This is a genomic window from Clostridium sp. AM42-4, from assembly GCF_003480105.1.
Taxonomy (GTDB): Bacteria; Bacillota; Clostridia; order Lachnospirales; family Lachnospiraceae; genus Brotaphodocola.
The window spans coordinates 1-26,341 of record NZ_QUIK01000028.1; the positions used below are offsets into that span (position 1 = coordinate 1).

Genomic DNA, 26,341 nt, shown 5'->3' on the forward strand with positions numbered 1-26,341 from the left:
GCGGCTCGGTACGGGTTTCTGTCACTCAGGAGTTGGAAAAGCTCCTGATCCGCGTCTCCGACACCGGCTGCGGCATCCCGGAGGTGTATCAGCGCAGTATCTTCCAGCCCTTCTTCCGGGTGGACAAGTCTCGCAGCCGGGAATACGGTGGCGCAGGACTGGGGCTCTCACTGGTATGGGAGATCGCCGATCTCCACGGCGGCTCCGTTTGGGTGGAGAAAAGTTCGGAGAAGGGCACTACCATTGCGGTGGGGTTGCCAACGCAACAATCAACGAAGCCCTAAAACCCTTTTATTACGCTGAATTACATCTTCATAGCTGTGGACTTTTCCGCGTAGCTCCGTATTTTCGCGCTCCAATTCTGCCGCACGGAGCTTGCAAAAAATGATCTTCTTAGTATTATTTCGGAGCTGTCTACGATTGCGAAGAAAATCTAAAAAGCATTAGGCGCAATATAACTGCTGACGGCGTAGAATCTTGGTGGCTAACTTGGTGAGTGTCACCCTCTAAGTTATCATGGGTTGCGTCATAGGATTTATCATTGGCTGTAGTATTCCATATTTCGGTCTATTGCTGTTTTATTATGTGCGCTTCCTGTTGCGGGAAATGTATCTATGTTGTGTAGCGAGTATGAGGGAAATATTCGTCTTGCTGCAAAGGGCATTTTTACTTCTACAGTTTTATCTGCACTAACAATACCAGTTGTGCTAGTTTTCATACAGTATATGCAGTAATTGGTTTCTTGCATAATAAAAATACATAAAGAGTAATTTACACTTGCAAAAACCAAGCAATTAGATAAAGAATTCCCAGAGAATGAAAAATTCTATAGATATTTGCGAAAAAGTTAAGTATAATAAAAGAAACGATGTAGAAAAGTTCGAGAAACTTTGGTTTTCCGGACTTTTTTATTGTTGTATTTTCTTCTTGGGGTTTTCATACAGATTGAAGGCGTGGGAAGCAATCAAAATAAAAGTAATGTGTTGGAAAGGAATTTATTTCATGGCAAAAGAAAGGGATGGGTTTAAAAGCCGCACCGGTTTTGTGCTTGCTTGCATCGGTTCGGCAGTTGGTATGGGGAATATCTGGCGTTTCCCATATATTGTTTCTGATTGGGGTGGAATGACATTTCTGCTTCCGTATCTGTTGTTTGTTGTGCTGATCGCCTCCACAGGCGTGATCGAGGAGATGGCACTGGGACGTGCCGCAAAGAGCGGACCGATCAAGGCGTTTGGCATGTGTACGGAATTACGGACCGGAAAGAAACGGATCGGAGAGCTGATCGGTGTGATCCCGGTACTGGGGTCCATGGCGCTTGCCATCGGCTATACGGTAGTAGTGGGATGGATCTTTAAGTACGCGTTCCTTGCATTGACGGGAAACCTTTATGCCCTGGGACAGGATATGGGAGCGATCGGTGGATTGTTTGACGGTACGGCGACGGGATTTGGCAATAATAACTGGCTGGTCATCACAGTGATTGTCACTGCAGTGATCATGGCATTTGGAATTGCGGGCGGAATTGAGAAGGCAAACAAGATCATGATGCCGCTGTTATTTATTCTGTTTCTGGGACTTGGTGTTTATATCTTTACACTTCCAGGCTCAGAAAAAGGCTATCATTATATTTTTACCATCAATCCGGAGGGACTGAAGGATATACGCCTCTGGATCTATGCATTTGGGCAGGCATTTTTCTCACTGTCCATTGCAGGAAACGGAACCGTGATCTATGGTTCTTACTTAAGCGATTCTGAGGATATTGCTGCATCTGCAAAAAATGTAGCATTTTTTGATACACTTGCTGCACTTTTGGCTGCTTTTGTGATTATTCCGGGCATGGCAGCAGGCGGCGCAGAACTTTCTTCCGGAGGTCCTGGTTTGATGTTTATCTATCTGTTGAACGTGTTCAATGGAATGCCGGGTGGAAAAATCTGCGGAATGATCTTTTATGTCTGTGTGTTATTTGCCGGAATGAGTTCTCTGGTAAACCTCTATGAGGCACCGGTGGAAACGTTACAGGAGCGCTGCGGACTGAAACGGCCGGTTGCTGTGGCGGTGATCGCGGCAGCAGGCTGCAGTGTTGCACTGTTTATTCAGGGCATTGTCTCTGGGTGGATGGATGTGGTATCGATCTATATCTGTCCGCTTGGAGCAATGCTTGCCGGAATTATGTTCTTCTGGGTTGCCGGAACGGACTTTGCCCTGGAGGCTGTAAATCGCGGTGCAGAAAAGAAAATTGGCCGAAACTTTGTGTTGCTCGGCAAATATGTACTGGTTCCAGCGGCTTTTGTGGCTCTGGTTGCCGGTGCGCTGCTTGGGGGAATTGGCTGAGATACCGGCGAACAGGAACTTTCTCAGTGGAAGATTACGAAAAAGGCTGTCCTTGTGATTCTTTTACAGGGGCAGTCTTTTTGTGCTATAATCAGATTCAGCGGGATTAAAAAATAAAGGATTTATCAGAAAAAGGAGTATTCATTATGTCACAGGTAACCGAACGTTTTTTGAATTATGTATCCTTCGATACCCAGTCAAAAGAGGATGCTGGCAAGATGCCAAGTACAGAGAAACAGTGGGAGTTAGCCAAATGTCTCAAACAGGAACTGGAAGAAATGGGTGCCGAGCGTGTGCGTCTCAGTGAGTATGGTTATATTTATGCGGAAATTCCGGCAAATGTTCCTGCCAATCAGGCTGAAAAGATTCCGTCCCTCGGCTTTATTTCCCATATGGATACCGCACCGGCTCTGACCGGAGCCAATGTAAAACCACAGTTCGTAAAAAATTATGATGGAAAAGACATCTGTCTGAATCAGAAAAAACAGATTTTTATGCGTGTTTCGGAATTCCCGTTTTTGGAACGGTATCAGGGTCAGGACCTGATCACGACCGATGGAACGACACTTCTTGGAGCAGACGATAAGGCTGGTGTGGCAGAGATCATGACGGCAGCGGATTACCTGCTTTCTCATAAGGAAATTCCTCACGGCAAGATCTGCATTGCTTTCACCCCGGACGAGGAGATCGGCTGTGGTGCAGACCGGTTTGATGTTCCTGGCTTTGGAGCGCAGTTTGCCTATACGGTAGATGGCGGTGAACTCGGTGAGGTAGAATATGAAAACTTCAATGCAGCATCTGCGGTGATCACGATCCATGGATGCAGCATGCACACGGGAGATGCCAAAAAGGGTATGGTGAATTCCATGCTGATCGGAATGGAATACCAGCAGATGCTGCCGACGTTTGAAAATCCAATGTATACAGAGGGTTATGAGGGTTTCTTCCATCTGGATCATTTCCAGGGTGATGTGGAGACTTCTGTAATGAAGTACCTGATCCGTGATCATGATATGGAAAAATTCGAAAAGAAAAAAGAACAGATGCGCCAGACGGCAGCGTTCCTGAACCAGAAATATGGAGCCGGTACCGTGGACATTGAAATTAAGGATTCCTATTTCAATATGAAAGAAAAGATTAAACCGCATATGGAGCTGATCGACAGGGTATGCCAGGCGATGAAAGAACTGGATGTAGAGCCAGATATCCGTCCAATCCGTGGAGGTACCGATGGTGCGCGTCTTTCTTACATGGGGCTGCCGTGTCCGAACCTGTGCATAGGCGGAGCAAATTTCCATGGCAAATATGAGTTCATTTCGATTCAGTCCATGGAGAAGATCGTGGAGATACTTGTGAAATTAATGACAGCATAAATGCAACAGAAAAGAGAGAAAAAAATCATGAGAGAAAAACTGACAAAATCCGATGTGGAAAAGATTCAGGCAGAGATTGAGGAGCGCAAGCTGGTGATCCGCCCGAAGTGCCTGGAGGCCGTAAAAGAGGCAAGGGCGCATGGTGACTTAAGCGAGAATTTTGAGTATCATGCGGCGAAAAAAGATAAGAATCAGAATGAGAGCCGGATCCGCTATCTGGAGAATATGTTAAAGAATGCCATTGTGATATCTGATGCATCTAAGGCAGATGAAGTCGGATTGAACAAGGCTGTCACGCTTTATATGGAAGACGATGACGAGGAGGAGACCTATAAGCTGGTGACCAGCATTCGCGGAAATTCCATGCATAACATGGTCAGCATTGAGTCTCCCCTTGGCAAAGCAATTCTGCGTCATAAAGTAGGAGACCGGGTAGAGATTACAACGGACAATGGCTTCAGCTACTTTGCAGTGATCCGTAAGATCGAAGATCTTGGAGACGAAGAAGATACGATCCGGAAATTTTGATGGAGGCTGGGCGATCCGTTATTGGTCCCGGGCATTGGTCTCCCGGTAAAAATGCAGTACAAATTCCATAAACTCACGAATATAAGATTTTAAAATAAAACTTTTGTGATAGACCAGATACAGGCTGCGGCTGTTTGTGGCGGTGGGAAGATCGAAAACAAAAAGCTTTTGATCAGAACCAGGGCTGCAGGCGGCCGCTTTTGATATGACAGAAATACCAAGTCCATTTGCCACAAGGTTTTTGATGGATTCCTGATCGTTTAACCGCGCAGTGACCTGCAGGGAGGATTCAGGAATATTCAGTTTCTCCAGAAGTTCATATACAAACTTACGGCTACCGCTTCCCTCTTCGCGCAAAATGATGGGTTCTGAACTTAAAATGGTATTGAGCGGAAGCTGCTTAGTCTGAAATTGGGCAAAATACGGTGTTTTCGGGGTAATCAGAACCATCTGATCATTGTAAAATGGTTCAAAACAAAAACGTTCATCTTCACAGGTCATGCCAACCAGGCCAAGATTAAAACGCCCTTCCAGAATTTTTTCCAGAATTCCCTGGCTGTCGCTCTGATGAATGTTAAAATAAGTTTCCGGCTGCAGCTTTTTGTAAGCTGGCAAAAGCTCCGGCAGCAGGTAGGATGATGGAATGGTGGAAGCACCAAGATGGATCGTATTTTTTGCTTCGTTGTTCCAGCTTTCCAGCAGATTATTTTTGAGACTCAGGATGCTTATGGCGCATTCATAAAATTCCTGCCCGCGCGGTGTCAGATCGATGCTTTTCGTCGTGCGCACCAGAAGACAGGATTGAAGCTCTTCTTCCAGCATACGGATATGGGTACTGATGGTAGGCTGGGAGATAAAGAGCTTTTCCGAAGCTTTCGTGAAGCTGCCGTAATCGACAACAGCCACGAAGGATTGCAGTTGTTTGAACTCCATGGTGTTCTCCTTTATCGAATGGGAATCTGTCTGCCCGCGGCCGGAAAAGGACAGCGGGCATGGCAAAACAGGAAGATCAGATCCAGCCTCCATCCAGTTTTATGATCTGACCGGTTAAGTAAGAGCCTTTGTAGCCGAGGTGATAAACGAAATCAGCGACTTCCTCCGCACGTCCGAGACGACCGGATGGGATTTCCTCAACCAGCCCGATCAGCTCGTCTTCCTCCATCCACTGATTCATTTCCGTGTCAATGGCACCGCAGGCAACGGCGTTGACCTGGATATTGCTTGGGGCAAGCTCTTTGGCCAGTGCCTGGGTGAAGGCATTGATGCCGCCCTTTGTCGCAGAGTACGCGACTTCGCAGGAAGCGCCTACGCAGCCCCATACGGAGGAAATGTTGATGATCTTTCCGTGACCGGCGGCAAGCATCAGCGGAATAGCCAGCTTGCTGCAGTTAAATACGGAGGTCAGGTTGGTACGCAGGATGCGGTCCCACTCCTCAGAAGTCATATCCTGCAAAAGACCAATATAATCGATACCGGCATTGTTGACTAAGACATCCAGACTGCCAAACTGTTTGCGAATCATGGAAAACAGCTGTTCACAGACAGCCATGTCGCCCATATCTCCTAAAAACGCAGCACAGGTCACCTGGTAGCTTTCAATTTCTTTTTTGGTCTGCATCAGTTCCTGCTCCCGGTGGGCGCAGTTGATGATCACGTTATAGCCTTTTTTTGCAAATTTTACGGCAATGGCTTTTCCGATTCCGCGGGAAGCGCCGGTTACGAGAACAACTTTCTTTGCCATACGATCACTCCTTTTGTCATATTATGGTTTCTTGTTTTCTAAACATATTCTATCATAAAACTCCTTACATTTGTTGCTATTTACGCTTTGCGCGAACAGCAAGCTACATTTTACAAATAAATTACAATTTTGCGAACACTCTGTAACTTTCAGAAGGGATATGTTATACTGAATGACAGATTACGGAAAAGTGTTGCGTGCAACTGGAAATACCGTGTGATACAGTTCTGGCAGCATATTTTGCCGATTTGGAGTGCGAAGTATCGGCAAAATCCTATTGCCGGGCAAGTGCATGTGAAGAGAAACAGAAATAAGAAAGGCGAAGACGCATGAAAAAATGGAAGAAAGTACTGGCAGTATCTTGCCTTTGCGCAGTGGCAGCATGTCCGTTTTCTGCTTACGCAGATGCGGCAAAGTCTCCTCATGAGGCAATGTTAGTGGCTGCACCGGCAGACTATGAAAATATTGCGGTATCCCAGGTTACCGATTATGTGAATATCCGGGAACAGGCGACAACGAACAGCAAGATCGTTGGTAAGATCTACAATAACTGTGCCGCTACCATTTTGGAAACTGTGAATGGAGAGGGCGGAAGCTGGTACCGGATCCAGTCTGGAACGGTAAACGGTTTCATCAAATCGGAGTATTTTATTACCGGTCAGGAGGCAGAGACACTGGCCCAGTCGATTGGCCGGGAGTTTGTGACTGTCAGCGTAGACAATCTGCGTTTGCGCGAAGAACCGAGTCTGACAAGTAATGTCCTGACTATGATCTCCAGCGGTTCCCGCTATGTTGTCCAGGGTGATGAAGGCGACTTTTACAAGGTTGAGGTCGATGCAGACCTGATCGGTTATATTGCAAAGTCATACTGTAAGGTTGAGGTCGAGTTTGACCAGGCAGTGTCCCTGGAAGAAGAGCGAGCAAAGCTGGAAGAGGAAGCGCAGAGAAAGCGCGATGCCCAGACGGCACTTGCAAATCTGGAGCAGGTGATCAAAGTCGAGGAAAATAAAGATGTGATCATTTCTGCAAATCCGGAGCAGAGCGATGATTCTGCTATGACCAATGCACCGACTGCAAACACATCGAAAAATCAGAGTCAGACACAGAGTCCGTCTGCAGGGCAGAGCAGCTCTTCCCAGAGCAGTGCAGGCGGTCAGACGATAACTTCGGCGCCGTCCCAGAAGAGTCCGTCCCAGAGCAGTTCCTCACAGGGCAGTTCTGCTCCGAATGGTTCCAGCCAGACCAGCTCCTCCGGCCCATCCACAACAACCCAGTCCTCTCCGGTGGCAGGACCTGGCAGCTCGGCAGCCGTAGTATCTGCGACCAGAACCGCGATCGTGGCTTATGCAAAGCAGTTCTTAGGCAACCCGTATGTATATGGTGGAACCAGCCTGACGAATGGTGCCGACTGTTCCGGATTTACCCAGGGAGTATTTGCGCACTTTGGCATTACAACAGGACGAAGCTCCAGAGACCAGGCAGCAAAAGGAAAAGAAATTTCCCTGTCTGCGATCCAGCCGGGTGACCTTTTGTTCTACGCAAGTGGAAGCTACATCAACCATGTGGCAATCTACATAGGCAATGGACAGATCATCCATTCCAGCAACCCGACAACGGGTATCACCATTACAAAATACAATTACCGGACTCCATGTAAGGCTGTTACCTTCTTGGATTAAAAGGTGTATTTATGAAAGAAAAAAAACAATACTGCGGCCTGGACCTGCTGAAATTTGTTATGGCACTCCTGGTGGCCGCACGTCATATGATCCAGGTCTTTTATCCTGCAGAAAGCCGCTGGCGTCTGGTGATCGGCAGCTGGCTTTCGAATCTGGCTGTGCCCATCTTTTTTATCATTGCTGGTTTTTTGCTGTTCCGGAAAATTCCGGATAGCAGAAGGTGCAAAGACGCGGATGCCGGATACTCATGCAGCGGAAACAAAGCGGGTGGATGGTCGGTTGTCTGGCGTTATGCCTGGCGCATTGTAAAGCTGTATCTGATCTGGTGCGTCATCTACTGGCCCATCGATATTTATAACTGGTATCACGGCACAGCGACGATCGCAGAGACGGTAAAGGCCTACATCCATTCCTTTTTCGTTTCCAGCACCATTGCCCAGCTCTGGTATCTTCCGGCGCTTGCGCTTGCCTGCCTGATCGTGTGGACCGGTTACCGCGTGGGCTTAAAAATCTGGATGCTCCTGATCCTGACCGGAGCGCTGTTTGTGTTTGGCTGCATCTGTGACAACTGGTATTTTACCCAGCAGGCACCCATGAAGATCCAGGAGTTTGTCTGGTGGTATGCGCCGAAGTTTGTGACCATGCGAAATGGTCTGTTTTACGGAAGCTTTTATCTGGCTCTGGGACTCTGGTTTTCCCGGAAAACATGGCGGATGCCGCTTCTTCTGGCGCTTGCCGGAAGCCTGGTATCTCTGGCACTGATGTACAAAGAGGTTTCCACCTGCTTTAATACGAACATGGTATTTAGTGCAGCCCCGGCCGCTTTCTTTTTGACGGAGCTTTTTATGAGAGCAGAGGGTGGATATTCCAGGTTCTTTGTGACTCTACGAAAAATGAGCGAATGGGTCTATTTTTCCCATTTCTATTTCTTTTACTTTTTCTCCTGGACCGTGAAGTGGAATCCGCTTCCGCTCACTGAGAAAAATATTGCACTATGTGTCTTGGTACCGATGATCCTGTTCGCCTGGATCGTTTCGGTGCTTTCCGAACGGGAGCGGTTTTCCTGGCTGGGAAAATTGATCTGACAGGCTTGTTCACACATTGCAAAAACAATAGTTGACGATTGGCAGCAGAACTGCAGCCTGCATCCGCCGTCTGGCTTTATGAAAAATTACATTACAGGCAATAAAAAAGGAAACGCACTCAGTTTTGGGTGCGTTTCCTTTTTTGCTGCCTTGTATGAAAGGATGATTGCTGGCTTTTAGAATTCCGGCTCGATCAGTCCGTAGGTCTGGCCCTTTCTCTTGTAAACAACATTGACTTCCTCGGTCTCTGCGTTTAAGAATACATAGAAGTTATGGCCTAACAGTTCCATCTGGACACAAGCCTCTTCCGGATCCATCGGTTTCATGGCGAAACGTTTGGTTTTCACGATCTGGATCTCGTCTTCCGGCTCGCTCTCTTCGCTGATGAACAGATCTGAGAATGCCTGTGCGGACTGTTTTTTGTCGATCAGTTTGTTTTTGTATTTGCGAAGCTGGCGTTCAATGATTTCTTCCACTAAATCAATGGACACGTACATATCGTTGCTGGATTCTTCCGCACGGATGATATTTCCCTTCACCGGGATGGTAACTTCGATTTTCTGTTTGTCTTTCTGTACACTGAGCGTTACGATGATTTCGGTATCCGGAAGGAAGTAACGTTCCAGTTTTCCAATCTTTTCCTCAATGGCGGCGCGAAGCCCCGGAGTCACATCAATATTTCTGCCTGTAATGGTATAACGCATAAGTCATCAGCTCCTTCTTTTGAGATGTCCTAAGTATAACACATAAAATCGAAAATTTCAACTAAAAGCAGGAAATTGTTGAGACAATTATTGTGAATAAAATATAAAAACGAATACTTTATCCACAAAATAGAAATTGCATTCCTACCTTTGGAAATGTGGAAAAGTCAAGAGGTTTTCCTTCATTTTTTGGCTTAAACAGTGGATTTATGAGATATGAACAAAGAAAACACGGTTTTTTTCCATCTGGAAAGAACAGAAAAATGTGGGAAAACTTTGTGGATAATGTGGATAACTTGGTGCATAACTCATTTTTGGCTGAAAATCAAGGAGACGGGATGTGGATGCATTTTTCGTGGATATTGTGGATAAAGTGGATAAGTTGTGAATCGAACATGTTTTTTGTGCAACCTGACAAGTTTACCATAATTTTACACAGCCGGAAACCGCTTTTGCAGGCTGCCTGGGATCGTTTTTTATAGAGTTTCAAGGAGGAAAAGTAAGCAGAAGGTAAATTTTTTGTGAACAACAAGGGGAAAACTTGAATAAATCAGGGGAAGGTGGTACAATATCAAAGATTGACTATAATAATAGGAACGAGACAGACGAAACAAAGAAAGTTTAGGAGAAAGAATTATATGAATCTCATAGAAAAAGTATTTGGTACCCACAGTGAGCGGGAACTGAAGATGATCTATCCGATCGTGGACAAGATTGAGGCACTGCGCCCGACCATGCAGGCAAAGACCGATGAAGAACTGCGCGACAATACCCGCATTTTCAAGGAGCGCCTGGCAAATGGTGAGACTCTGGACGATATTCTTCCGGAGGCATTCGCTACGGTACGTGAGGCTGCAAAGCGTGTGCTGAACATGGAGCATTATCCGGTACAGCTCATTGGTGGTATCGTGCTGCATCAGGGCCGTATCGCTGAGATGAGAACCGGTGAAGGTAAGACCCTGGTTTCCACCTCTCCGGCATACTTAAATGCACTGGCAGGAAAGGGCGTTCACATCGTAACGGTCAACGACTACCTGGCAAAGCGAGATGCAGAGTGGATGGGACAGGTTCACCGTTTCCTGGGCCTGACTGTCGGCGTGGTATTAAACCCGATGACCTCTGAGGAACGTAAGGCCGCATACAACTGCGACATCACCTACGTTACCAACAACGAGCTGGGATTTGATTACCTGCGTGACAACATGGCCATCTACAAGGACCAGATGGTACTCAGAAATCTGGACTATGCCATCATCGATGAGGTGGACTCTGTCCTGATCGATGAAGCAAGAACCCCGCTGATCATTTCCGGTCAGAGCGGCAAGTCCACCAAGCTCTACGAGGTCTGCGACGTGCTGGCTCACCAGCTGGTACGCGGCGAGGCATCCGGCGAGTTCACCAAGATGAATGCGATCATGGGTGAGGACATTGAGGAGACCGGTGACTTCGTAGTAAACGAAAAAGATAAGGTTGTAAACTTAACCGAAGAGGGTGTCAAGAAGGTAGAGCAGTTCTTCCATATTGAGAACCTGGCAGATCCGGAAAACCTGGAGATCCAGCACAATATCATTCTTGCCCTGCGCGCGAATTACTTAATGTTCCGCGATAAGGACTACGTGGTAAAAGATGACGAGATACTCATTGTCGATGAGTTTACCGGACGTATCATGCCGGGCCGCCGTTATTCCGATGGCCTGCACCAGGCAATCGAGGCGAAGGAGCATGTCAATGTACGCCGCGAGAGCAAGACTCTGGCAACTATCACTTTCCAGAACTTCTTCAATAAGTTCCGCAAGAAAGCAGGTATGACCGGTACTGCGCTGACCGAGGAGAAGGAGTTCCGTAATACGTACGGCATGGATGCGATCGCAATCCCGACCAACCGTCCGGTTGCGCGTATCGACCACGAGGATGCTGTATACAAGACGAAAAAAGAAAAATTCGAGGCAGTTGTCAACGATGTAGTGGCTTCCCACGAGAAGGGACAGCCGGTGCTGGTTGGTACCATCACCATCGAGACTTCCGAACTTCTCAGCAAGATGCTGACCAAGCGCGGCATCCAGCATAAAGTCCTGAACGCGAAGTTCCATGAACTCGAGGCTGAGATCGTGGCAGATGCAGGTATTCACGGTGCCGTTACCATCGCGACCAACATGGCTGGTCGTGGTACCGATATCAAGCTGGATGATGAGGCAAAGGCAGCAGGCGGCTTAAAGGTCATTGGTACCGAGCGTCATGAATCCCGCCGTATCGACAACCAGCTGCGTGGCCGTTCCGGACGTCAGGGTGACCCGGGTGAGTCCCGCTTCTACATTTCCCTTGAGGACGATCTGATGCGTCTGTTCGGTTCTGAGCGCCTTATGGCTATGTTTGAGGCTCTGGGCGTTCCGGAGGGTGAGCAGATCGAGCACAAGATGCTTTCCAGCGCGATCGAGAAAGCACAGATGAAGATCGAGAACAACAACTACGGTATCCGTGAGAACCTCTTAAAATATGATGAGGTTAACAACGAGCAGCGTGAGATCATCTACGCAGAGCGCCGCAAGGTTCTGGATGGTGACAACATGCGTGACCTGATCTTAAAGATGATCACCGACATTGTCGAGAATTCCGTAGACCTGTCCATCTCCGATGACCAGGCATCCTCTGACTGGGATTTGAATGAATTAAACAGCCTTCTGCTTCCGATCATTCCGCTTGAGACCATCACCGCAGAGAATCATCCGGTGACCAAGAAGAATGAATTAAAGCACATGCTGAAAGAAGAGGCGATCAAGCTTTACGAGGCGAAAGAGGCTGAGTTCCAGGAGGCAGAGCAGATCCGTGAACTGGAGCGCGTAGTCCTTCTGAAAGTCATCGATAACAAGTGGATGAGCCACATCGACGATATGGATCAGCTGCGCCAGGGTATCGGCCTGCAGGCTTACGGCCAGAGAGATCCGGTTGTTGAGTATAAGATGAGCGCTTACGAGATGTTCGAGGCAATGACTGCAGCCATCACCGAGGAGACCGTCCGCATCCTGTTCCACATCCGTGTTGAGCAGAAGATTGAGCGTGAGCCGGCAGCAAAGGTAACCGGAACCAACCGTGACGATTCTGCACCGCGTGCACCGAAGGTACGTCAGGTACAGAAAATCTACCCGAACGATCCATGCCCGTGCGGAAGCGGCAAGAAGTTCAAACAGTGTCATGGCCGTGATCTGATGCCGAGATAGCAGAAAATGAGATGTAACTGCATGTCCTAAACCGTTGCAGGAAGATTGCAAGTTATTGTGATACAGCAAAGTTTTATGACCGGCGGATTTCCCTTTTTGGAATGCGCCGGTCATTGCAAAAATATATAAATATGAAAGAAGGTGACACAATGGTAGAATTAGATCAGTTCAAGTACACATTATCGACCTTTGAAAAACCATTAGTGGAAGTGAGGGATTCACTTTGACCTGGATAACAAGGTCAGACGAATCGATGAATTAGATAAATCCATGGAGGAGCCGGGGTTCTGGGACGACGCGGACCGCGCCACCAAGCTGGTGCAGGAGGCGAAGAATTTAAAGGATACCGTAGAGCTCTACCGTGGTCTAGAACAGCAGTATGAAGACATCCAGGTGATGATCGAGATGGGCTACGAGGAGGAGGACCCTTCCCTGATCCCGGAGATCCAGGAAATGTTGGATGAGTTCCAGCGCAATCTGGAAAAACTCCGTATGGAGACATTGCTGTCAGGGGAATACGACAAATACAATGCCATTCTGCGCCTGAATGCAGGTGCAGGCGGAACGGAGTCCTGTGACTGGTGCAGTATGCTGTACCGGATGTACTGCCGCTGGGCAGACAAGATGGGGTATAAAACCGAGGTCCTGGATTATCTGGACGGCGATGAAGCGGGCATTAAGTCTGTGACCATCCAGATCAACGGCGAGAACGCGTTTGGATACCTGAAATCCGAGCGCGGTGTACACCGCCTGGTACGCATTTCCCCGTTCAATGCAGCAGGAAAGCGCCAGACCTCATTCGTATCCTGTGATGTCATGCCGGATATTGAAGAGGATCTGGATGTCGAGATCAATCCGGACGATCTGCGGATCGATACCTACCGGTCCAGTGGTGCCGGCGGACAACACATCAACAAGACTTCTTCTGCCATCCGTATCACCCATATTCCGACCGGAATCGTGGTACAGTGCCAGAATGAGCGTTCCCAGTTCCAGAATAAGGACAAAGCCATGCAGATGTTAAAGGCAAAGCTGTATATGCTCAAGCAGCAGGAAAACGCAGAGAAGCTTTCCGATATCCGCGGCGATGTCAAAGAGATCGGCTGGGGCAACCAGATCCGTTCTTATGTCCTTCAGCCATATACCATGGTCAAGGACCTGCGTACCGGGGAAGAAACCGGAAACGTGGCCAATGTCCTGGATGGCGGACTGGACCCGTTCATCAGCGCCTACCTGCGCTGGCTGAGCCTGGGCTGCCCGGACCGCAAGGCATCTGCGGACGACTAAGCGTTTCGGTTTACAGGCAGGGATTTTTAGTTCAGAAAATTCCGTTGCTGGGCACGCGTGCGTGAACAGTAACGATCAAAACGGGAAAGCAGAGTGTATGCGAGAAAATGCTTGCACTCTGCTTTTTTTTGTGCTAATATCTTCCTCATGAGCACAAATGTTCATAGTAGACGAACATAGAGAGTGTGCAGGAGGATTTGTTATGCCAGAAGAGAAAAGCAAATATTTTGTGGTAAAACAGAAGGCAGTACCGGAGGTATTGCTGAAAGTGGTGGAAGCCAAGAAGCTTCTGGAGTCCGAGCGTGTGTTAACCGTGCAGGAGGCAACAGAGCGGGTAGGCATCAGCCGCAGTTCTTTTTACAAATACAAAGAAGATATTTTTCCGTTTTATGATAATACCAAAGGCAAGACTGTAACCTTCGTGGTGCAGATGGACGATGAACAGGGACTGCTTTCGGACCTGCTTCATATCGTAGCAGTTTATAAAGCAAACATCCTGACGATCCATCAGAGTATTCCGGTAAACGGAGTAGCGACGTTAACCTTGTCTGTGGAGGTAAAAGACAATACCGGCAATGTTTCCAAGATGGTGGAAGAAATCGAAGAGCAGGATGGAATTCACTATGTGAAGATTCTTGCGAGAGAATAAGTTTATCAAACAAAGAGAAAAGTGAGGACAGAGCAATGGTACAGGTAGCAATCATGGGATATGGCACAATTGGTTCCGGAGTGGCAGAAATTTTAGATCAGAACGCTGATCAGATCAAAAAAGGCTGCGGACAGGATGTAGCACTGAAATATGTCCTGGATTTAAGAGATTTCCCGGGAAGTCCGGTAGAAGATAAGATTGTGCATGATTTTCAGGTGATCGAGCAGGACCCGGAGGTCAGTGTGGTAGTAGAGACCATGGGTGGATTAAATCCGGCATACCCGTTTGTAAAGGCAAGCCTTTTGGCTGGCAAGCATGTCGTAACCTCCAATAAGGCACTGGTGGCAGCACACGGAACCGAGCTTCTTGCCATTGCAAAAGAAAAGAATGTAAATTTCTTCTTTGAGGCAAGTGTCGGCGGCGGCATCCCGATCATCCGTCCGCTGTACCGCTGCTTAAAGGGCGAGAAGATCGTAGAGATCACCGGTATCTTAAACGGTACCACCAACTATATCCTGAGCAAGATGGACAAAGAGGGCGCATCCTTTGAGACAGTCTTAAAAGAGGCCCAGGCGCTTGGTTATGCAGAGCGCAACCCAGAGGCAGACGTAGAAGGCTACGATACCTGCCGTAAGATCGCGATCCTCACAGCGATGGCAACAGGAAAAGAAGTAAACTACGAGGACATCAGCACAGAAGGTATTACCAAAATCACAGATGTGGACTTTAAGTATGCAGACAAGCTTGGAACCTCTGTAAAGTTGTTTGGTACCAGCCGCATGGACGGAGAAGAGGTTCATGCCTGGGTAGCACCGGTCATGATCGGAAAAGACCACCCGCTGTATGCCGTGAATGATGTATTCAACGGGATCATGGTAAAAGGAAATATGCTTGGAACTTCCATGTTCTACGGAAGCGGTGCCGGCAAACTGCCAACCGCCAGTGCAGTTATCGCAGACATTATGGAAGCAGTCGAGAACGCAGACCATCATGTAGTGCTTGGCTGGAGCAGCGAGCGCCTCGCGATTGCAGACCAGAAAACCTCTGTACATCGTTATTTTGTACGCGTAGAGGGAACTGGAGAAGAACTCGAGAAAGCTGCCGCTTCAACATTTGGAAATGCAGAAGTCGTAAAGTTGGACAGCTTAAGCGACGAGTTTGCACTCCTGACTGGTGAGATGAGTGAAGCAGCATATGCAGACTGTGCTGCAGCGCTGGAAAAGACCGCGAAGATCCGCCAGAGAATCCGGGCAGAGTTTTAAAAAATAATAATTTGGGCGTAAAAGAATGGACCGTGGAAGCTGCCGAAGGCAGCTTCCACGGTCCTCATACGTTAAAAATATGGTTTACTGTGCCGCAGGTGCTACACTGTTTAGAATTTCCTGCGCCTGGTGGTAGACCTGGCGGATGAGTTCAGAGTTGGCTGGGTCTTGAGCGACATTGTAGACCAGCATATACTGGAAAAAAATAAAGAAGCTCAGGAAAATGCAGAAGATTCCGATGACGAATCCTGCAATTCCGGTTCCGGTAAAACGGCGGCCTCTCCGGGAGAGCCATGCAGTCAGGGCAGCAGAAGCACCAAAGATGATCTGGACTGGTGGGTAAAACCAGCTTATAATCCCGGAAATACCCAGCAAAAGGCTGGCCAGGGCGAGTCTATTAGGGGCGGGGCGCTTGGCTCCGGTATTCTGTTCCATGTAAAATTCCTCCGTAAGTATAGATAAAAATACAACTATTCTCAATCATAACACGAAAAGAAAAAAGCCTCAAGGTGGAATTGCGGACGAACGACTTGCGAACGACTTGCTTATCGATTATAATGAGGGGTACAGTTTGCAGCGGTTCCCAGGCAAAGTCAAAGTCTGCGTGAACAGCTGTTACAGTTTGAAAACAAAGGAGCTTTACATTAGATGGATATTTTGAAAACATTGCAGGAGGAATTGCAGATCGGATATAAGCAGGTGGAGGCAGCTGTCCAGCTGATCGATGAGGGAAATACCATTCCCTTCATTGCCCGCTACCGGAAAGAGGCAACCGGCTCGTTAAACGACGAGGTGCTTCGTAATCTGGATGAACGTCTGCGTTACCTGCGCAATCTGGAGGAAAAGAAGAACCAGGTTCTTTCTTCCATCCGTGATCAGGAAAAGCTGACACCGGAGCTGGAAAAACAGATCCAGGATGCGATGACCATGGTGGCGCTGGACGATCTGTACCGTCCGTACCGCCCGAAACGCCGTACCCGTGCCATGATCGCGAAAGAGCGCGGACTGGAGCCGCTTGCAGAGCTGATCCTGCTTCAGCAGGTGAAGGAGCCGCTGGAGAAGCTTGCTGAAGACTATGTGTCCGAAGAAAACGAAGTGCCGACAGCAGCCGATGCACTGGCGGGTGCAAAGGATATCATTGCGGAGCGCATCTCCGACCAGGCGGATTACCGTACCTACATTCGTCAGGCTACCATGGAGCAGGGTATGATCCGTTCCCAGGCTAAGAATGAAAAAGCGGAATCGGTATACGAGATGTATTATCAGTACGAGGAGCCGGTGAAAAAGTGTGCGGGACACCGTGTCCTGGCTTTAAACCGCGGCGAGAAAGAAAAAGTCCTGACGGTCAAGGTTGATGCACCGGAAGAAACTATTCTGCGCTATCTGGAAAAACAGGTGATCACGCAGGAGAACCCGTATACAACCCCGGTATTAAAGGAAGTGGCAGAGGACAGCTACCGCCGTCTGATCGCACCGGCCATTGAACGTGAGATCCGCAGTTTCCTGACGGAGAATGCAGAGGCAGGCGCGATCAAGGTCTTTGGAAAGAACTTAAAGCAGCTTCTGATGCAGCCGCCGGTAGCAGGCCGTGTGGTACTTGGCTGGGACCCGGCATTCCGCACCGGTTGTAAGCTCGCTGTTGTGGATGCGACCGGAAAGGTACTGGACACGACCGTGATCTATCCGACTGCACCGCAGAATAAGGTCGAGGAATCCAAGAAGGTGGTAAAGGACCTTATCAAAAAATATAACATTTCCCTGATTTCGTTGGGAAACGGAACTGCATCCCGCGAGTCTGAGATGATCATTGTAGACCTGATCAAAGAGATTCCGCAGCAGGTGCAGTATGTGATCGTGAATGAGGCAGGCGCATCCGTATATTCGGCAAGCAAGCTTGCTACGGAGGAGTTCCCGAACTTCGATGTTGGACAGCGAAGCGCGGCATCCATCGCAAGAAGACTGCAGGACCCGCTGGCAGAGCTGGTTAAGATCGACCCGAAGTCCATCGGTGTTGGCCAGTACCAGCACGATATGAACCAGAAAAACTTAAGTGAAACGCTGCAGGGCGTTGTGGAAGACTGTGTAAACCGGGTTGGTGTGGATTTAAATACCGCATCTCCTTCCCTTCTGGAGTACATTTCCGGTGTGACCAAGACCATCGCAAAAAATATTGTAGCTTACCGCGAGGAGAACGGCGTATTCACAAACCGGAAGCAGCTGTTGAAGGTTGCAAAGCTGGGACCGAAGGCATTTGAACAGTGCGCCGGTTTCATGCGCATCAACGGCGGCACAAATCCTCTGGACATGACCTCCGTGCATCCGGAAAGCTATGAGGCGGTTGAAGCATTGCTCCAGAAGCTGGGCTATCAAGCGGAAGATATTGTATCTGGCGGTCTGAAAGAGCTTGGCAGAAAGGTGCGTGGCTGCAAGGGACTGGCAGAGGAATTAGGTCTGGGTGAGATCACCTTAAAGGATATTGTAAAAGAACTGGAAAAACCGGCGAGAGACCCGCGCGAGGAGATGCCAAAGCCGATCCTGCGCACGGATGTATTGGAAATGAAGGACCTGAAGCCGGGCATGGTATTAAAGGGAACCGTGCGCAATGTCATTGACTTTGGTGCCTTTGTGGACATTGGCGTTCATCAGGACGGCCTGGTGCACATTTCCCAGATGACGGATCGCTATATCAAGCATCCGCTGGAGGCAGTCAGCGTTGGTGATATTGTCGAGGTGAAGGTGTTAAGCGTGGACTTGAACAAGAAGCGTATTGCACTGACCATGAAATTATAAAAATAACCATTGTGCAATTAGCAAAATAGAAAATGACATTGCCTTTGAATGGGATTTTCAGAAAAGAAATCCAGGAAAAGAAGAGTAAATGGTTGCGAAAGCAGCCAGAATTGTTTGCGAAAGGATGGTGAACGCAAATGGAAAACGAAGTAGTCCAGACGGGAAAAACTGTGGATGTCACTTTAACCGTCACGGCAAAAGATCTCTGGGCATTTTCCATGTATCACACGAATGCCGGGCTGATGGGAATCTTTAATCTGCTGTTTACGCTGGCAGCGCTGTATCTTTTAATCTTCCGGTGGAGCAGCACAACCACTCCATACCGCTGTCTGCTTGTGATCTGTGTTCTGGTCTTTACGGTATGGCAGCCGTTTTTGTTGTGGACTAAGGCGAAAAAACAGGCAAAGCGCCCGGCCGTCAAGGATCCGATGCGTCTGGTATTCGATGATGAAAAGCTGACGGTGAGCCAGACGGACAATCAGGCGGAATTTACCTGGGAACAGATGGGGCTTTTGGATGCGAAGCCATCCATGTATATTTTATATATGGACCGTGTCCATGCGTATCTGCTTCCGAAAACAGCGCTGGCAGATCAGGAAGAGGCATTCCGCGAATTGGTAACGGCGCATCTTCCGAAAGAAAAACGGAGGAAAATCTGATGGAATATAGAAGCAACAGCCCGGAGGAAACCTTTGCCCTTGGAAAACGCCTGGGTGAGCAGGCAAAAGCGGGTGAGATTTACTGTCTGGATGGAGATCTTGGAGTGGGCAAGACAATTTTTACCCAGGGTTTTGCAGCCGGGCTTGGTATTGAGGAACCGGTAAACAGCCCGACCTTTACGATCGTGCAGCAGTATGACAGCGGGCGTCTGTCGCTGTATCATTTTGATGTATACCGGATCGGGGATGTCAGCGAGATGGATGAGATCGGCTACGAGGATTGCTTTTACGGGGAAGGCGTCTGCCTGATCGAGTGGTCCCAGCTGATCCCGGAAATTTTACCGGAACAGGTGGTCCGCATCCGGATTGAAAAGGATCTGGAACAGGGATTTGATTACCGGAAGATAACGGTGGAGGGATTGTCATGAAAATACTTGGAATAGAAAGCTCGTCGCTGGTGGCTTCTGTGGCTGTGGTGACTGATGGACTGGTAACGGCAGAATATACCGTAAACTTTAAAAAGACCCATTCCCAGACGCTGCTCCCCATGATCGATGAGGTGACCCGTATGCTGGAACTGGATCTCAACGATGTGGACGCGATTGCGGTATCCGGAGGACCGGGCTCTTATACCGGCCTGCGCATTGGCTCCGCAACAGCAAAAGGACTCGGACTTGCGCTTAATAAGCCGCTGGTCCATGTGCCAACGATGGATGCCATGGCGTACAATCTGTACGGAACTTCTGCACTCATCTGCCCGGTCATGGATGCCAGAAGAGGACAGGTGTACACGGGACTTTACCATTATGAGGATGCATTTGAGGTGGTAAAACCGCAGTGCGGCATGGACATTCACGAACTGATCGGGGAATTGAATGCCCGTGGGGAGCGGGTGATCTTCTTAGGTGATGGAGTTCCGGTAAACGAAACGGTAATCCGGGAAACCATGACTGTTCCGTTTTCCTTTGCCCCGGCGCAGTGCAGCCGCCAGAGAGGCGCCAGCGTTGCTGCTCTGGGAAGTGTCTATTTTGCGGAAGGAAAGACGGTATCGGCCATGGACCATGCGCCGGATTACCTGCGGAAAGCCCAGGCAGAACGCGAGCTGGAAGAGGCAAAGCGTCAGGGAAAGACGGATGAGCTGGCGGCCGGACACAGTGTCGGAACAGGAGATGTGCAGTGATCCGCCGGATGGAAGAACGGGATCTTGCGGCGGTAGCAGAACTGGAAAAGCTCTGCTTTTCGGAAAACTGGTCCTACCATATCCTGGAGTCCGGGATCCACAGTCCGTACGATGTCTACTATGTGTTTGAACAGGAAGGAAAAATCCGGGGTTATTGCAACCTGCGTGTCCTCGCGGGCGAGGGAGAGGTGCAGCGGATCGCAGTGCATCCGGACAGCCGCAGGCTTGGTCTTGGCAGAAAAATGATGGATGCCATGGTAGAGTATGCTATCCGCGAGCGGGCCTATGCCATCAGCCTGGAGGTGCGCGAGAGCAATCTGGCGGCCAGAAACCTGTATGAATCCTATGGTTTTCAGGCAGAGGCAGTACGCAAGGCCTATTATCACAATCCGGCCGAGGATGCCGTGATCATGTGGAAACGGGATCTGCCGGAAAAAATTACCACTTAAAATTACGAATATTTCTATTATAATGTAGGGGATGCGGCCGATGTGCCGTGTTCCCTATTTTACTCTAGAAAGACAGAATAAAAAAAGAATGCGTAACTGTTCAGTACCTTCACAGTCACGAGCAAAAATCCATGAAAATTGCCTACGGCAATGGGATTTTTCCCTGCCAGCCTATGTTTTCTTACGGTCAGCGCAGTAAATGCGCAGACCTACTGAACAGTTACAAGAATGCACACCTGTATAGAAACAGGAACGAAAAGGTGAGGAACAAGACATGAGAAAATATCAGACAAACGGAACCCTGGAATCGGTCATTTGCAACGGCTGCGGAAAAAAACAGGTGGTGGAGCGCGGAATCCTGCGGGAGGGAAGCTTTTCGGTCCATTATTCCTGGGATTACTTTTCTGAAAAAGACGGCGAGATCCATCATTGGGATCTGTGTGAGGAGTGCTATGACCAGCTTATCCGGCAGTTTGCGATCGCCCCGGAAATCGAGGAAGCGGTTGAATTCATCTAAACGCTATGCTATGATATCAGCATCAAATGAAATGAGGTTAATCGATTTATGTTAGATATCTGTTTACTGGGAACCGGCGGGATGATGCCGCTTCCGTACCGCTGGCTGACTGCGATGATGGCGCGTTGTGACGGCAGCAGTCTTTTGATCGACTGCGGAGAAGGAACGCAGGTGGCGCTGAAAGAAAAAGGATGGAGCCCGAAGCCCATCGATGTGATCTGTTTTACCCATTACCACGCAGACCACATCAGCGGACTTCCAGGGCTTCTTCTCACGATGGGCAATGCCGAGCGTACCGAGCCGGTCACACTGATCGGACCAAAGGGCTTAGAGCGGGTCGTGAATGCGCTCCGCACCATCGCACCGGAGCTCCCATTCCAGTTAAAGTTTATCGAGCTGGAAGAAAACAGACAACAGTTTCATATCGGACCTTATGTGATCGATGCTTACCGGGTAAACCATAATGTGGTCTGCTACGGCTATTCCATTTCCATTCCGCGTGCAGGCCGCTTCGATGTGGAGCGGGCGAAAGCGCAGAATGTGCCGATGAAGGCATGGAGCCGCCTGCAGAAAGGCGAGACCCTGACCTTAGACGGAGTGACTTATACGCCGGATATGGTCCTGGGACCGGACCGCAAGGGCCTGAAAGTTACGTATTGTACGGATACCAGACCGATTCCGGTCATCGCGGAGTACGCAGACCATGCAGATCTGTTTATCTGTGAGGGCATGTACGGCGAAGACGGAAAAGAAGTCAAGGCCCGGGAATATAAGCATATGACGATGTACGAGGCAGCAAACCTGGCAAAGAAAGCGCAGCCGGCAGAAATGTGGCTGACGCATTACAGTCCTTCCTTAAACCATCCGGAAGAATTTATTGATAAGGTGAGGGAAATCTTCCCGGCAGCAAAGACTGCACGGGATGGCTGGACCAGAGAGTTGACCTTTGAGGAGGAATAAAAACAAATGATGGAGACAGAAAATAAGAAAACCGAAGAAGAGAAGGATATTCTGATCCTGGCGATTGAGAGCTCCTGCGATGAGACTGCAGCTTCTGTGGTGAAGAATGGCCGGGAGGTCCTTTCCAATGTCATTTCTTCCCAGATCGCACTGCATACCCAGTTTGGCGGCGTAGTGCCGGAGATCGCATCCAGAAAACACATTGAGAAGATCAACCAGGTAGTAACCCAGGCGCTGGAAGATGCAAAGGTGACTCTGGATGACGTCGATGCGATTGGCGTGACCTACGGACCAGGGCTGGTCGGCGCACTGTTAGTTGGTGTGGCTGAGGCGAAAGCCATTGCCTTTGCGGCGAAAAAACCACTTGTGGGCGTGCATCATATTGAAGGTCATGTCTCTGCAAACTATATTGAAAACCCGGATCTGGAGCCGCCGTTTGTCTGCCTGATCGTATCCGGCGGACATACGCATCTGGTCATCGTAAAGGATTACGGCGAGTTTGAGATCATCGGACGGACGAGAGATGATGCGGCCGGAGAGGCCTTCGATAAGGTGGCACGAGCTGTCGGACTTGGCTATCCGGGCGGTCCGAAAGTGGACAAGGCAGCCAAAGAGGGCAATCCGCATGCCATTGAATTCCCGCGCGCAAAGGTAGAAGGTTCCCCATACGATTTTAGCTTTAGCGGCCTGAAATCGGCAGTACTGAACTACATTAACAAGGCACACATGACCGGAATGGAAATCTGTGTGCCGGATCTGGTCGCATCTTTCCAGAATGCGGTGGTAGAGGCACTGGTAAGCCGTGCGGTTCTGGCCGCAAAAGAGTATGGCTATGACAAGCTGGCGATCGCCGGCGGCGTGGCATCCAACTCAGCTCTTCGTGCAGCCATGCAGGCGGCGTGTGAGAAAGAACACATTCATTTCTATCATCCGTCCCCAATCTTTTGTACGGATAATGCGGCCATGATCGGCTGTGCGGCTTACTACGAATACAAAAAGGGAACCCGGCACGGCTGGGATTTAAATGCGGTGCCGAACCTGAAGCTGGGAGAGCGCTGAGAAGAGAAAAGCAGGAAGAAGGAAGACAGGATATGATCGGTACATTTCGGATCGGGGCAGTGATCCTGGCCGGCGGGCGCGGCAGCAGGATGCACAGTGATATTCAGAAGCAGTATATGCTGTTAAATGGCCGCCCGCTGATTTCTTATGCGCTGGAAGCATTTGAACAAAGCATTGTGGATGTGATGGTGCTGGTGACAGGTGCCGGTGAGGAAGATTATGTGCGTCAGGAAATCCTGGCGCCCCTGCACCTGAAAAAGCTTTGCGGTATTGTGACAGGCGGAAAAGAACGCTATCATTCTGTCTATGAAGGATTGAAGGCTCTGCAGAAGTGCGATTATGTGCTGATCCATGATGGAGCCAGACCGTTGGTGACGGGGGAGATTATTTCCCGCGCGGCTTACGCGGCTATGCAGGATGGAGCCTGTGTGGTGGGGATGCCGGTGAAGGATACCATAAAGGTGGCCGATCCAGACGGTTTTGCACAATCTACCCCGGACCGTTCCAGACTCTGGCAGGTGCAGACACCGCAGGCATTTTCCTATCCGCTGGTGCGTGCGGCTTACGACTGTCTGATGGCGGACGAATCCCTTCAAAAAGGAATCACGGACGATGCCATGGTAGTGGAACATTTAAGCGGCACGAAGGTCCGTCTGGTGGAAGGCAGCTATGAAAATCTAAAGGTGACAACACCGGAGGATCTGATCCTGGCAGAGGCATTGCTGAACAGGCGCGGCTGCACATGCATGTGCGGACAGCAGTGACCTTGTGAAGAGGTATTACGTAAACTTTATTTTACAAAGTGCGGCTAATGTAAAATTGATGAAAAACAAAGGTTACACTTGGGAAAAGTTAACAAAATAACGAAGAAAAACTGAGAAAAATGCTTGTGTATTTCACAAAGTGATGATATACTTTGGATATGTTGATAAACAAATATACACATTGCATAGAGAATAGAGAGCGGCGCAGGTGTGTAGGGCATTTCATTTGGAGTCCGGATCGGAACGTGGGGTGTCGTACGACTGTGCTGTTTTTGCGTTTAAATGCGGTGTATGAGGTTTATTAATAAGTCATTACGAACACGTCCGACTGGCACAGGCCGGATGATTATAAGAAAACGGAGGAAATGTGTATGAAGAAAAAAATCGCATTGCTGCTCAGTGTTGCTATGCTTGCAGTATCCTTAGCAGGCTGCGGCGGCGGAAAAACCAGTTCTGGTTCTGATTCGGGAAGTCAGGCAGCAGGTGGTTCTGAGGCAGGAGCCGAGGCAGGCTCCACAGCGGCCGGCCATAAGGACTCCCTGATCATCGGTACCGACGCTGACATCAACAACCTGGATCTTCAGCAGCAGCAGGACCAGATCAACAACATCGTGTTAAAGAATACCCACCAGACTCTGGTATTCTTCAACAATGGTTCCCAGGGAGATGAGCGGTTCGGCCCGTGTCTGGCAACCTCCTGGGAGTTCAAGGACGACACCCACATCGTGATGAAGCTGCGTGACGATGTACACTTCAACGATGACGACAAGACCCCGATGACCGCAGAGGACGTAAAATTCACTCTGGATATGGCAACCGGTAACATGGTAGCTTCCGTTCTGGCAGGCTATGTTGGATGTACCGTAGTGGATGACTACACCATCGAGATCGAGATCGAGAAATACAACAACGAGTTCATCCAGTCCTTAGCATCTGTTCCGTTATCCATCCAGTCCAAGAAGGCTTACGATGATGGCGTAGAGGATCCGTACTACATCGGCACCGGCCCGTACAAGTTCGACGAGTGGGTAGAGGGTGAATACTGCCGCCTGGTTAAGGTTGACGATTACTGGGGCAACGATCTCCCGGCAGACGACAATCTGGCTCCTGGCGTAGCTGAGACCATCGAGTTCCGCCCATACATCGAGGCATCCTCCCGTGTTATGGCACTGCAGGCAGGCGAGATCGACGTTTGCGTAAACCCGCCGATCAATGAGCTGCAGTACTTAGAGGATGACGATAACATTACCGTTTACGAGCAGACCGGTACCCGTCTTTTCTACTTCGCATTTAACGTAGAGAAGGAGCCGTGGAACAACCAGACCTTAAGACAGGCTGTTGCATGCGCGATCGACCGTGACGCAGTCCTTGAGGCAGCTGTATATGGCAAGGGCACACTGCAGACCACCATCTTAAACCGTGGTCTGTGGGGCTTCTATGATGACATGGATGGTTTCGACTACGACGTAGACCGTGCAAAATCCTTAATGGCAGAGGCTGGTTACCCGGACGGCGGCATCAGCACCACCTTAACCTATGCATCCGGTGCTCCGTATGAGCAGATCGCAACCATCATCCAGGCAAACCTGGCAGATATCGGCATCAACGTAACCCTTGAGCCGATGGAGACTGCAACCTTAAAATCTACCTGTGTAGACGGCAATCAGGAACTCTTCCTGTGGAGATGGAACGAGGACTCCAAGGTTGACTTCGTATACCGTGACCTGTTCTATACCGGTTCCGGCTCCAACTATCATCACTATTCTGACTCCAAGGCAGACGAGATGATCGACATCGTAGCAACTGAGAAGGATCAGGACAAACGTCTTGAGACCGCAAAAGAGCTGCAGACCTACTTAGTAGATGCATGCCCGCAGGTTCCGTTATACATTGCAAACCTGGTTGTTGCATACAACAAGAACCTTCAGGGACAGTACTTCTATGGCGGCGGCAACCACGACTGGCGTCACGCTTACATCGCAGAGTAAAGAGAAACGCGGTGTGAAAACGGATCTGTAAGAGGATCTGTTCTGTAACAAAAACATAATGGCTGAAAAGACTTGCGGGTGCTTCAAAAGCCCCGCAAGTTTCCATGTAGGCCTTTTA

The 26,341-nt window shown here is 49.2% G+C and carries 24 protein-coding genes; 20 read left to right on the top strand and 4 right to left on the bottom strand.

The window, feature by feature from the left end; all coding sequences use genetic code 11:
• The 4 genes from DW922_RS16085 to greA all read left to right on the top strand — a co-directional run.
• Positions 1–284, top strand: a 284-nt coding sequence (locus DW922_RS16085; protein ID WP_147353389.1) for an ATP-binding protein, incomplete at its 5' end; no start/stop codon positions are given.
• A 718-nt stretch (positions 285–1,002) separates the two neighbouring features.
• Complete coding sequence (locus DW922_RS16090; RefSeq protein ID WP_118718830.1) at positions 1,003–2,334, top strand: sodium-dependent transporter; 1,332 nt, start codon at positions 1,003–1,005, stop codon at positions 2,332–2,334.
• Between the two features lie 146 nt (positions 2,335–2,480).
• Entirely contained in the window at positions 2,481–3,707 is a 1,227-nt protein-coding gene (gene pepT, locus DW922_RS16095; RefSeq protein ID WP_118718831.1) for a peptidase T, read from the top strand.
• Positions 3,708–3,734: 27 nt separating this feature from the next.
• Positions 3,735–4,235: a transcription elongation factor GreA gene (gene greA, locus DW922_RS16100; RefSeq protein WP_118544178.1), complete on the top strand. Its 501-nt coding sequence runs from the start codon at positions 3,735–3,737 to the stop codon at positions 4,233–4,235.
• Between the two features lie 18 nt (positions 4,236–4,253).
• Here greA and DW922_RS16105 read toward each other — a convergent pair whose 3' ends face one another.
• Together DW922_RS16105 and fabG are read right to left on the bottom strand one after the other, a co-directional pair.
• Entirely contained in the window at positions 4,254–5,168 is a 915-nt protein-coding gene (locus tag DW922_RS16105) for a selenium metabolism-associated LysR family transcriptional regulator (RefSeq protein WP_118718865.1), read from the bottom strand.
• A gap of 76 nt (positions 5,169–5,244) precedes the next feature.
• Positions 5,245–5,976 carry a 3-oxoacyl-ACP reductase FabG gene (gene fabG / locus DW922_RS16110; protein WP_118718832.1) on the bottom strand — a complete coding sequence of 244 codons (732 nt, stop codon included), beginning with the start codon at positions 5,974–5,976 and terminating at the stop codon, positions 5,245–5,247.
• Between the two features lie 329 nt (positions 5,977–6,305).
• On the opposite strand from fabG, the gene DW922_RS16115 reads away from it, so the two are divergent.
• Together DW922_RS16115 and DW922_RS16120 are read left to right on the top strand one after the other, a co-directional pair.
• The gene (locus tag DW922_RS16115) at positions 6,306–7,655 is read left to right on the top strand and encodes a C40 family peptidase (RefSeq protein WP_118727108.1); all 1,350 of its coding nucleotides are present in this window, start codon (positions 6,306–6,308) and stop codon (positions 7,653–7,655) included.
• A gap of 11 nt (positions 7,656–7,666) precedes the next feature.
• Positions 7,667–8,740, top strand: coding sequence for an acyltransferase (locus DW922_RS16120; protein ID WP_118718833.1), 1,074 nt, complete (start codon positions 7,667–7,669; stop codon positions 8,738–8,740).
• 176 nt (positions 8,741–8,916) lie between these two features.
• Here DW922_RS16120 and raiA read toward each other — a convergent pair whose 3' ends face one another.
• On the bottom strand, positions 8,917–9,444 hold the full coding sequence (raiA, locus tag DW922_RS16125; RefSeq protein WP_118718834.1) for a ribosome-associated translation inhibitor RaiA: 528 nt from the start codon (positions 9,442–9,444) through the stop codon (positions 8,917–8,919).
• Positions 9,445–10,082: 638 nt separating this feature from the next.
• On the opposite strand from raiA, the gene secA reads away from it, so the two are divergent.
• From secA to DW922_RS16150, 4 genes are all read left to right on the top strand, one after another.
• Positions 10,083–12,659: a preprotein translocase subunit SecA gene (gene secA / locus DW922_RS16135; protein ID WP_118727109.1), complete on the top strand. Its 2,577-nt coding sequence runs from the start codon at positions 10,083–10,085 to the stop codon at positions 12,657–12,659.
• A 149-nt stretch (positions 12,660–12,808) separates the two neighbouring features.
• Positions 12,809–13,946, top strand: a protein-coding gene (gene prfB, locus DW922_RS16140; protein WP_118544171.1) for a peptide chain release factor 2 whose coding sequence is annotated in 2 segments (ribosomal slippage) — positions 12,809–12,883 and positions 12,885–13,946 — 1,137 coding nt in all. Because the reading frame shifts where the segments join, the coding sequence is not laid out codon by codon here.
• A gap of 202 nt (positions 13,947–14,148) precedes the next feature.
• Entirely contained in the window at positions 14,149–14,595 is a 447-nt protein-coding gene (locus tag DW922_RS16145) for an ACT domain-containing protein (protein WP_118718836.1), read from the top strand.
• A gap of 35 nt (positions 14,596–14,630) precedes the next feature.
• On the top strand, positions 14,631–15,857 hold the full coding sequence (locus DW922_RS16150) for a homoserine dehydrogenase (RefSeq protein ID WP_118718837.1): 1,227 nt from the start codon (positions 14,631–14,633) through the stop codon (positions 15,855–15,857).
• Positions 15,858–15,941: 84 nt separating this feature from the next.
• On the opposite strand, the gene DW922_RS17770 is transcribed toward DW922_RS16150, so the two are convergent.
• Positions 15,942–16,292, bottom strand: a complete 351-nt coding sequence (locus DW922_RS17770) for a DUF4190 domain-containing protein (RefSeq protein ID WP_182436800.1) — start codon at positions 16,290–16,292, stop codon at positions 15,942–15,944.
• Between the two features lie 213 nt (positions 16,293–16,505).
• On the opposite strand from DW922_RS17770, the gene DW922_RS16160 reads away from it, so the two are divergent.
• The 10 genes from DW922_RS16160 to DW922_RS16205 all read left to right on the top strand — a co-directional run bounded on the left by DW922_RS16160 (position 16,506) and on the right by DW922_RS16205 (position 26,223).
• Complete coding sequence (locus DW922_RS16160) at positions 16,506–18,647, top strand: Tex family protein (protein ID WP_118727110.1); 2,142 nt, start codon at positions 16,506–16,508, stop codon at positions 18,645–18,647.
• Positions 18,648–18,784: 137 nt separating this feature from the next.
• A complete protein-coding gene (locus DW922_RS16165) occupies positions 18,785–19,306 on the top strand; it encodes a YcxB family protein (protein ID WP_118718840.1) in 522 nt (173 codons plus the stop codon).
• Positions 19,306–19,734: a tRNA (adenosine(37)-N6)-threonylcarbamoyltransferase complex ATPase subunit type 1 TsaE gene (gene tsaE, locus DW922_RS16170; RefSeq protein ID WP_118718841.1), complete on the top strand. Its 429-nt coding sequence runs from the start codon at positions 19,306–19,308 to the stop codon at positions 19,732–19,734. The genes DW922_RS16165 and tsaE overlap by 1 nt, the downstream gene beginning before the upstream one ends.
• Positions 19,731–20,486 (top strand): tRNA (adenosine(37)-N6)-threonylcarbamoyltransferase complex dimerization subunit type 1 TsaB, encoded by a 756-nt coding sequence (tsaB, locus tag DW922_RS16175; RefSeq protein WP_118727111.1) that lies wholly within the window; start codon positions 19,731–19,733, stop codon positions 20,484–20,486. Before tsaE ends, tsaB begins: the two co-directional genes overlap by 4 nt.
• Entirely contained in the window at positions 20,483–20,935 is a 453-nt protein-coding gene (gene rimI, locus DW922_RS16180) for a ribosomal protein S18-alanine N-acetyltransferase (RefSeq protein WP_347560330.1), read from the top strand. Before tsaB ends, rimI begins: the two co-directional genes overlap by 4 nt.
• Positions 20,936–21,209: 274 nt before the next feature.
• On the top strand, positions 21,210–21,452 hold the full coding sequence (locus DW922_RS16185; protein WP_118544164.1) for a hypothetical protein: 243 nt from the start codon (positions 21,210–21,212) through the stop codon (positions 21,450–21,452).
• Positions 21,453–21,500: 48 nt separating this feature from the next.
• A complete protein-coding gene (locus DW922_RS16190; protein WP_118727112.1) occupies positions 21,501–22,412 on the top strand; it encodes a ribonuclease Z in 912 nt (303 codons plus the stop codon).
• Positions 22,413–22,421: 9 nt separating this feature from the next.
• Entirely contained in the window at positions 22,422–23,471 is a 1,050-nt protein-coding gene (tsaD, locus tag DW922_RS16195) for a tRNA (adenosine(37)-N6)-threonylcarbamoyltransferase complex transferase subunit TsaD (RefSeq protein ID WP_118727120.1), read from the top strand.
• A gap of 32 nt (positions 23,472–23,503) precedes the next feature.
• Positions 23,504–24,235, top strand: a complete 732-nt coding sequence (gene ispD, locus DW922_RS16200) for a 2-C-methyl-D-erythritol 4-phosphate cytidylyltransferase (protein ID WP_118727113.1) — start codon at positions 23,504–23,506, stop codon at positions 24,233–24,235.
• Between the two features lie 371 nt (positions 24,236–24,606).
• Positions 24,607–26,223 (top strand): ABC transporter substrate-binding protein, encoded by a 1,617-nt coding sequence (locus DW922_RS16205; protein WP_118727114.1) that lies wholly within the window; start codon positions 24,607–24,609, stop codon positions 26,221–26,223.
• Positions 26,224–26,341 lie beyond the last annotated feature (118 nt).

Bases quoted from the DNA above. Each gene is read 5' to 3' on its own strand.
- raiA (WP_118718834.1), bottom strand. From the start codon at position 9,444: ATGCGTTATACCATTACAGGCAGAAATATTGATGTGACTCCGGGGCTT.
- tsaB (WP_118727111.1), top strand. From the start codon at position 19,731: ATGAAAATACTTGGAATAGAAAGCTCGTCGCTGGTGGCTTCTGTGGCT.
- DW922_RS16120 (WP_118718833.1), top strand. From the start codon at position 7,667: ATGAAAGAAAAAAAACAATACTGCGGCCTGGACCTGCTGAAATTTGTT.
- DW922_RS16145 (WP_118718836.1), top strand. From the start codon at position 14,149: ATGCCAGAAGAGAAAAGCAAATATTTTGTGGTAAAACAGAAGGCAGTA.
- DW922_RS16115 (WP_118727108.1), top strand. From the start codon at position 6,306: ATGAAAAAATGGAAGAAAGTACTGGCAGTATCTTGCCTTTGCGCAGTG.
- DW922_RS16090 (WP_118718830.1), top strand. From the start codon at position 1,003: ATGGCAAAAGAAAGGGATGGGTTTAAAAGCCGCACCGGTTTTGTGCTT.
- tsaD (WP_118727120.1), top strand. From the start codon at position 22,422: ATGGAGACAGAAAATAAGAAAACCGAAGAAGAGAAGGATATTCTGATC.
- secA (WP_118727109.1), top strand. From the start codon at position 10,083: ATGAATCTCATAGAAAAAGTATTTGGTACCCACAGTGAGCGGGAACTG.
- DW922_RS17770 (WP_182436800.1), bottom strand. From the start codon at position 16,292: ATGGAACAGAATACCGGAGCCAAGCGCCCCGCCCCTAATAGACTCGCC.
- DW922_RS16185 (WP_118544164.1), top strand. From the start codon at position 21,210: ATGAGAAAATATCAGACAAACGGAACCCTGGAATCGGTCATTTGCAAC.
- DW922_RS16190 (WP_118727112.1), top strand. From the start codon at position 21,501: ATGTTAGATATCTGTTTACTGGGAACCGGCGGGATGATGCCGCTTCCG.
- DW922_RS16165 (WP_118718840.1), top strand. From the start codon at position 18,785: ATGGAAAACGAAGTAGTCCAGACGGGAAAAACTGTGGATGTCACTTTA.
- ispD (WP_118727113.1), top strand. From the start codon at position 23,504: ATGATCGGTACATTTCGGATCGGGGCAGTGATCCTGGCCGGCGGGCGC.
- DW922_RS16150 (WP_118718837.1), top strand. From the start codon at position 14,631: ATGGTACAGGTAGCAATCATGGGATATGGCACAATTGGTTCCGGAGTG.
- fabG (WP_118718832.1), bottom strand. From the start codon at position 5,976: ATGGCAAAGAAAGTTGTTCTCGTAACCGGCGCTTCCCGCGGAATCGGA.
- DW922_RS16105 (WP_118718865.1), bottom strand. From the start codon at position 5,168: ATGGAGTTCAAACAACTGCAATCCTTCGTGGCTGTTGTCGATTACGGC.
- greA (WP_118544178.1), top strand. From the start codon at position 3,735: ATGAGAGAAAAACTGACAAAATCCGATGTGGAAAAGATTCAGGCAGAG.
- pepT (WP_118718831.1), top strand. From the start codon at position 2,481: ATGTCACAGGTAACCGAACGTTTTTTGAATTATGTATCCTTCGATACC.
- DW922_RS16205 (WP_118727114.1), top strand. From the start codon at position 24,607: ATGAAGAAAAAAATCGCATTGCTGCTCAGTGTTGCTATGCTTGCAGTA.
- DW922_RS16160 (WP_118727110.1), top strand. From the start codon at position 16,506: ATGGATATTTTGAAAACATTGCAGGAGGAATTGCAGATCGGATATAAG.
- tsaE (WP_118718841.1), top strand. From the start codon at position 19,306: ATGGAATATAGAAGCAACAGCCCGGAGGAAACCTTTGCCCTTGGAAAA.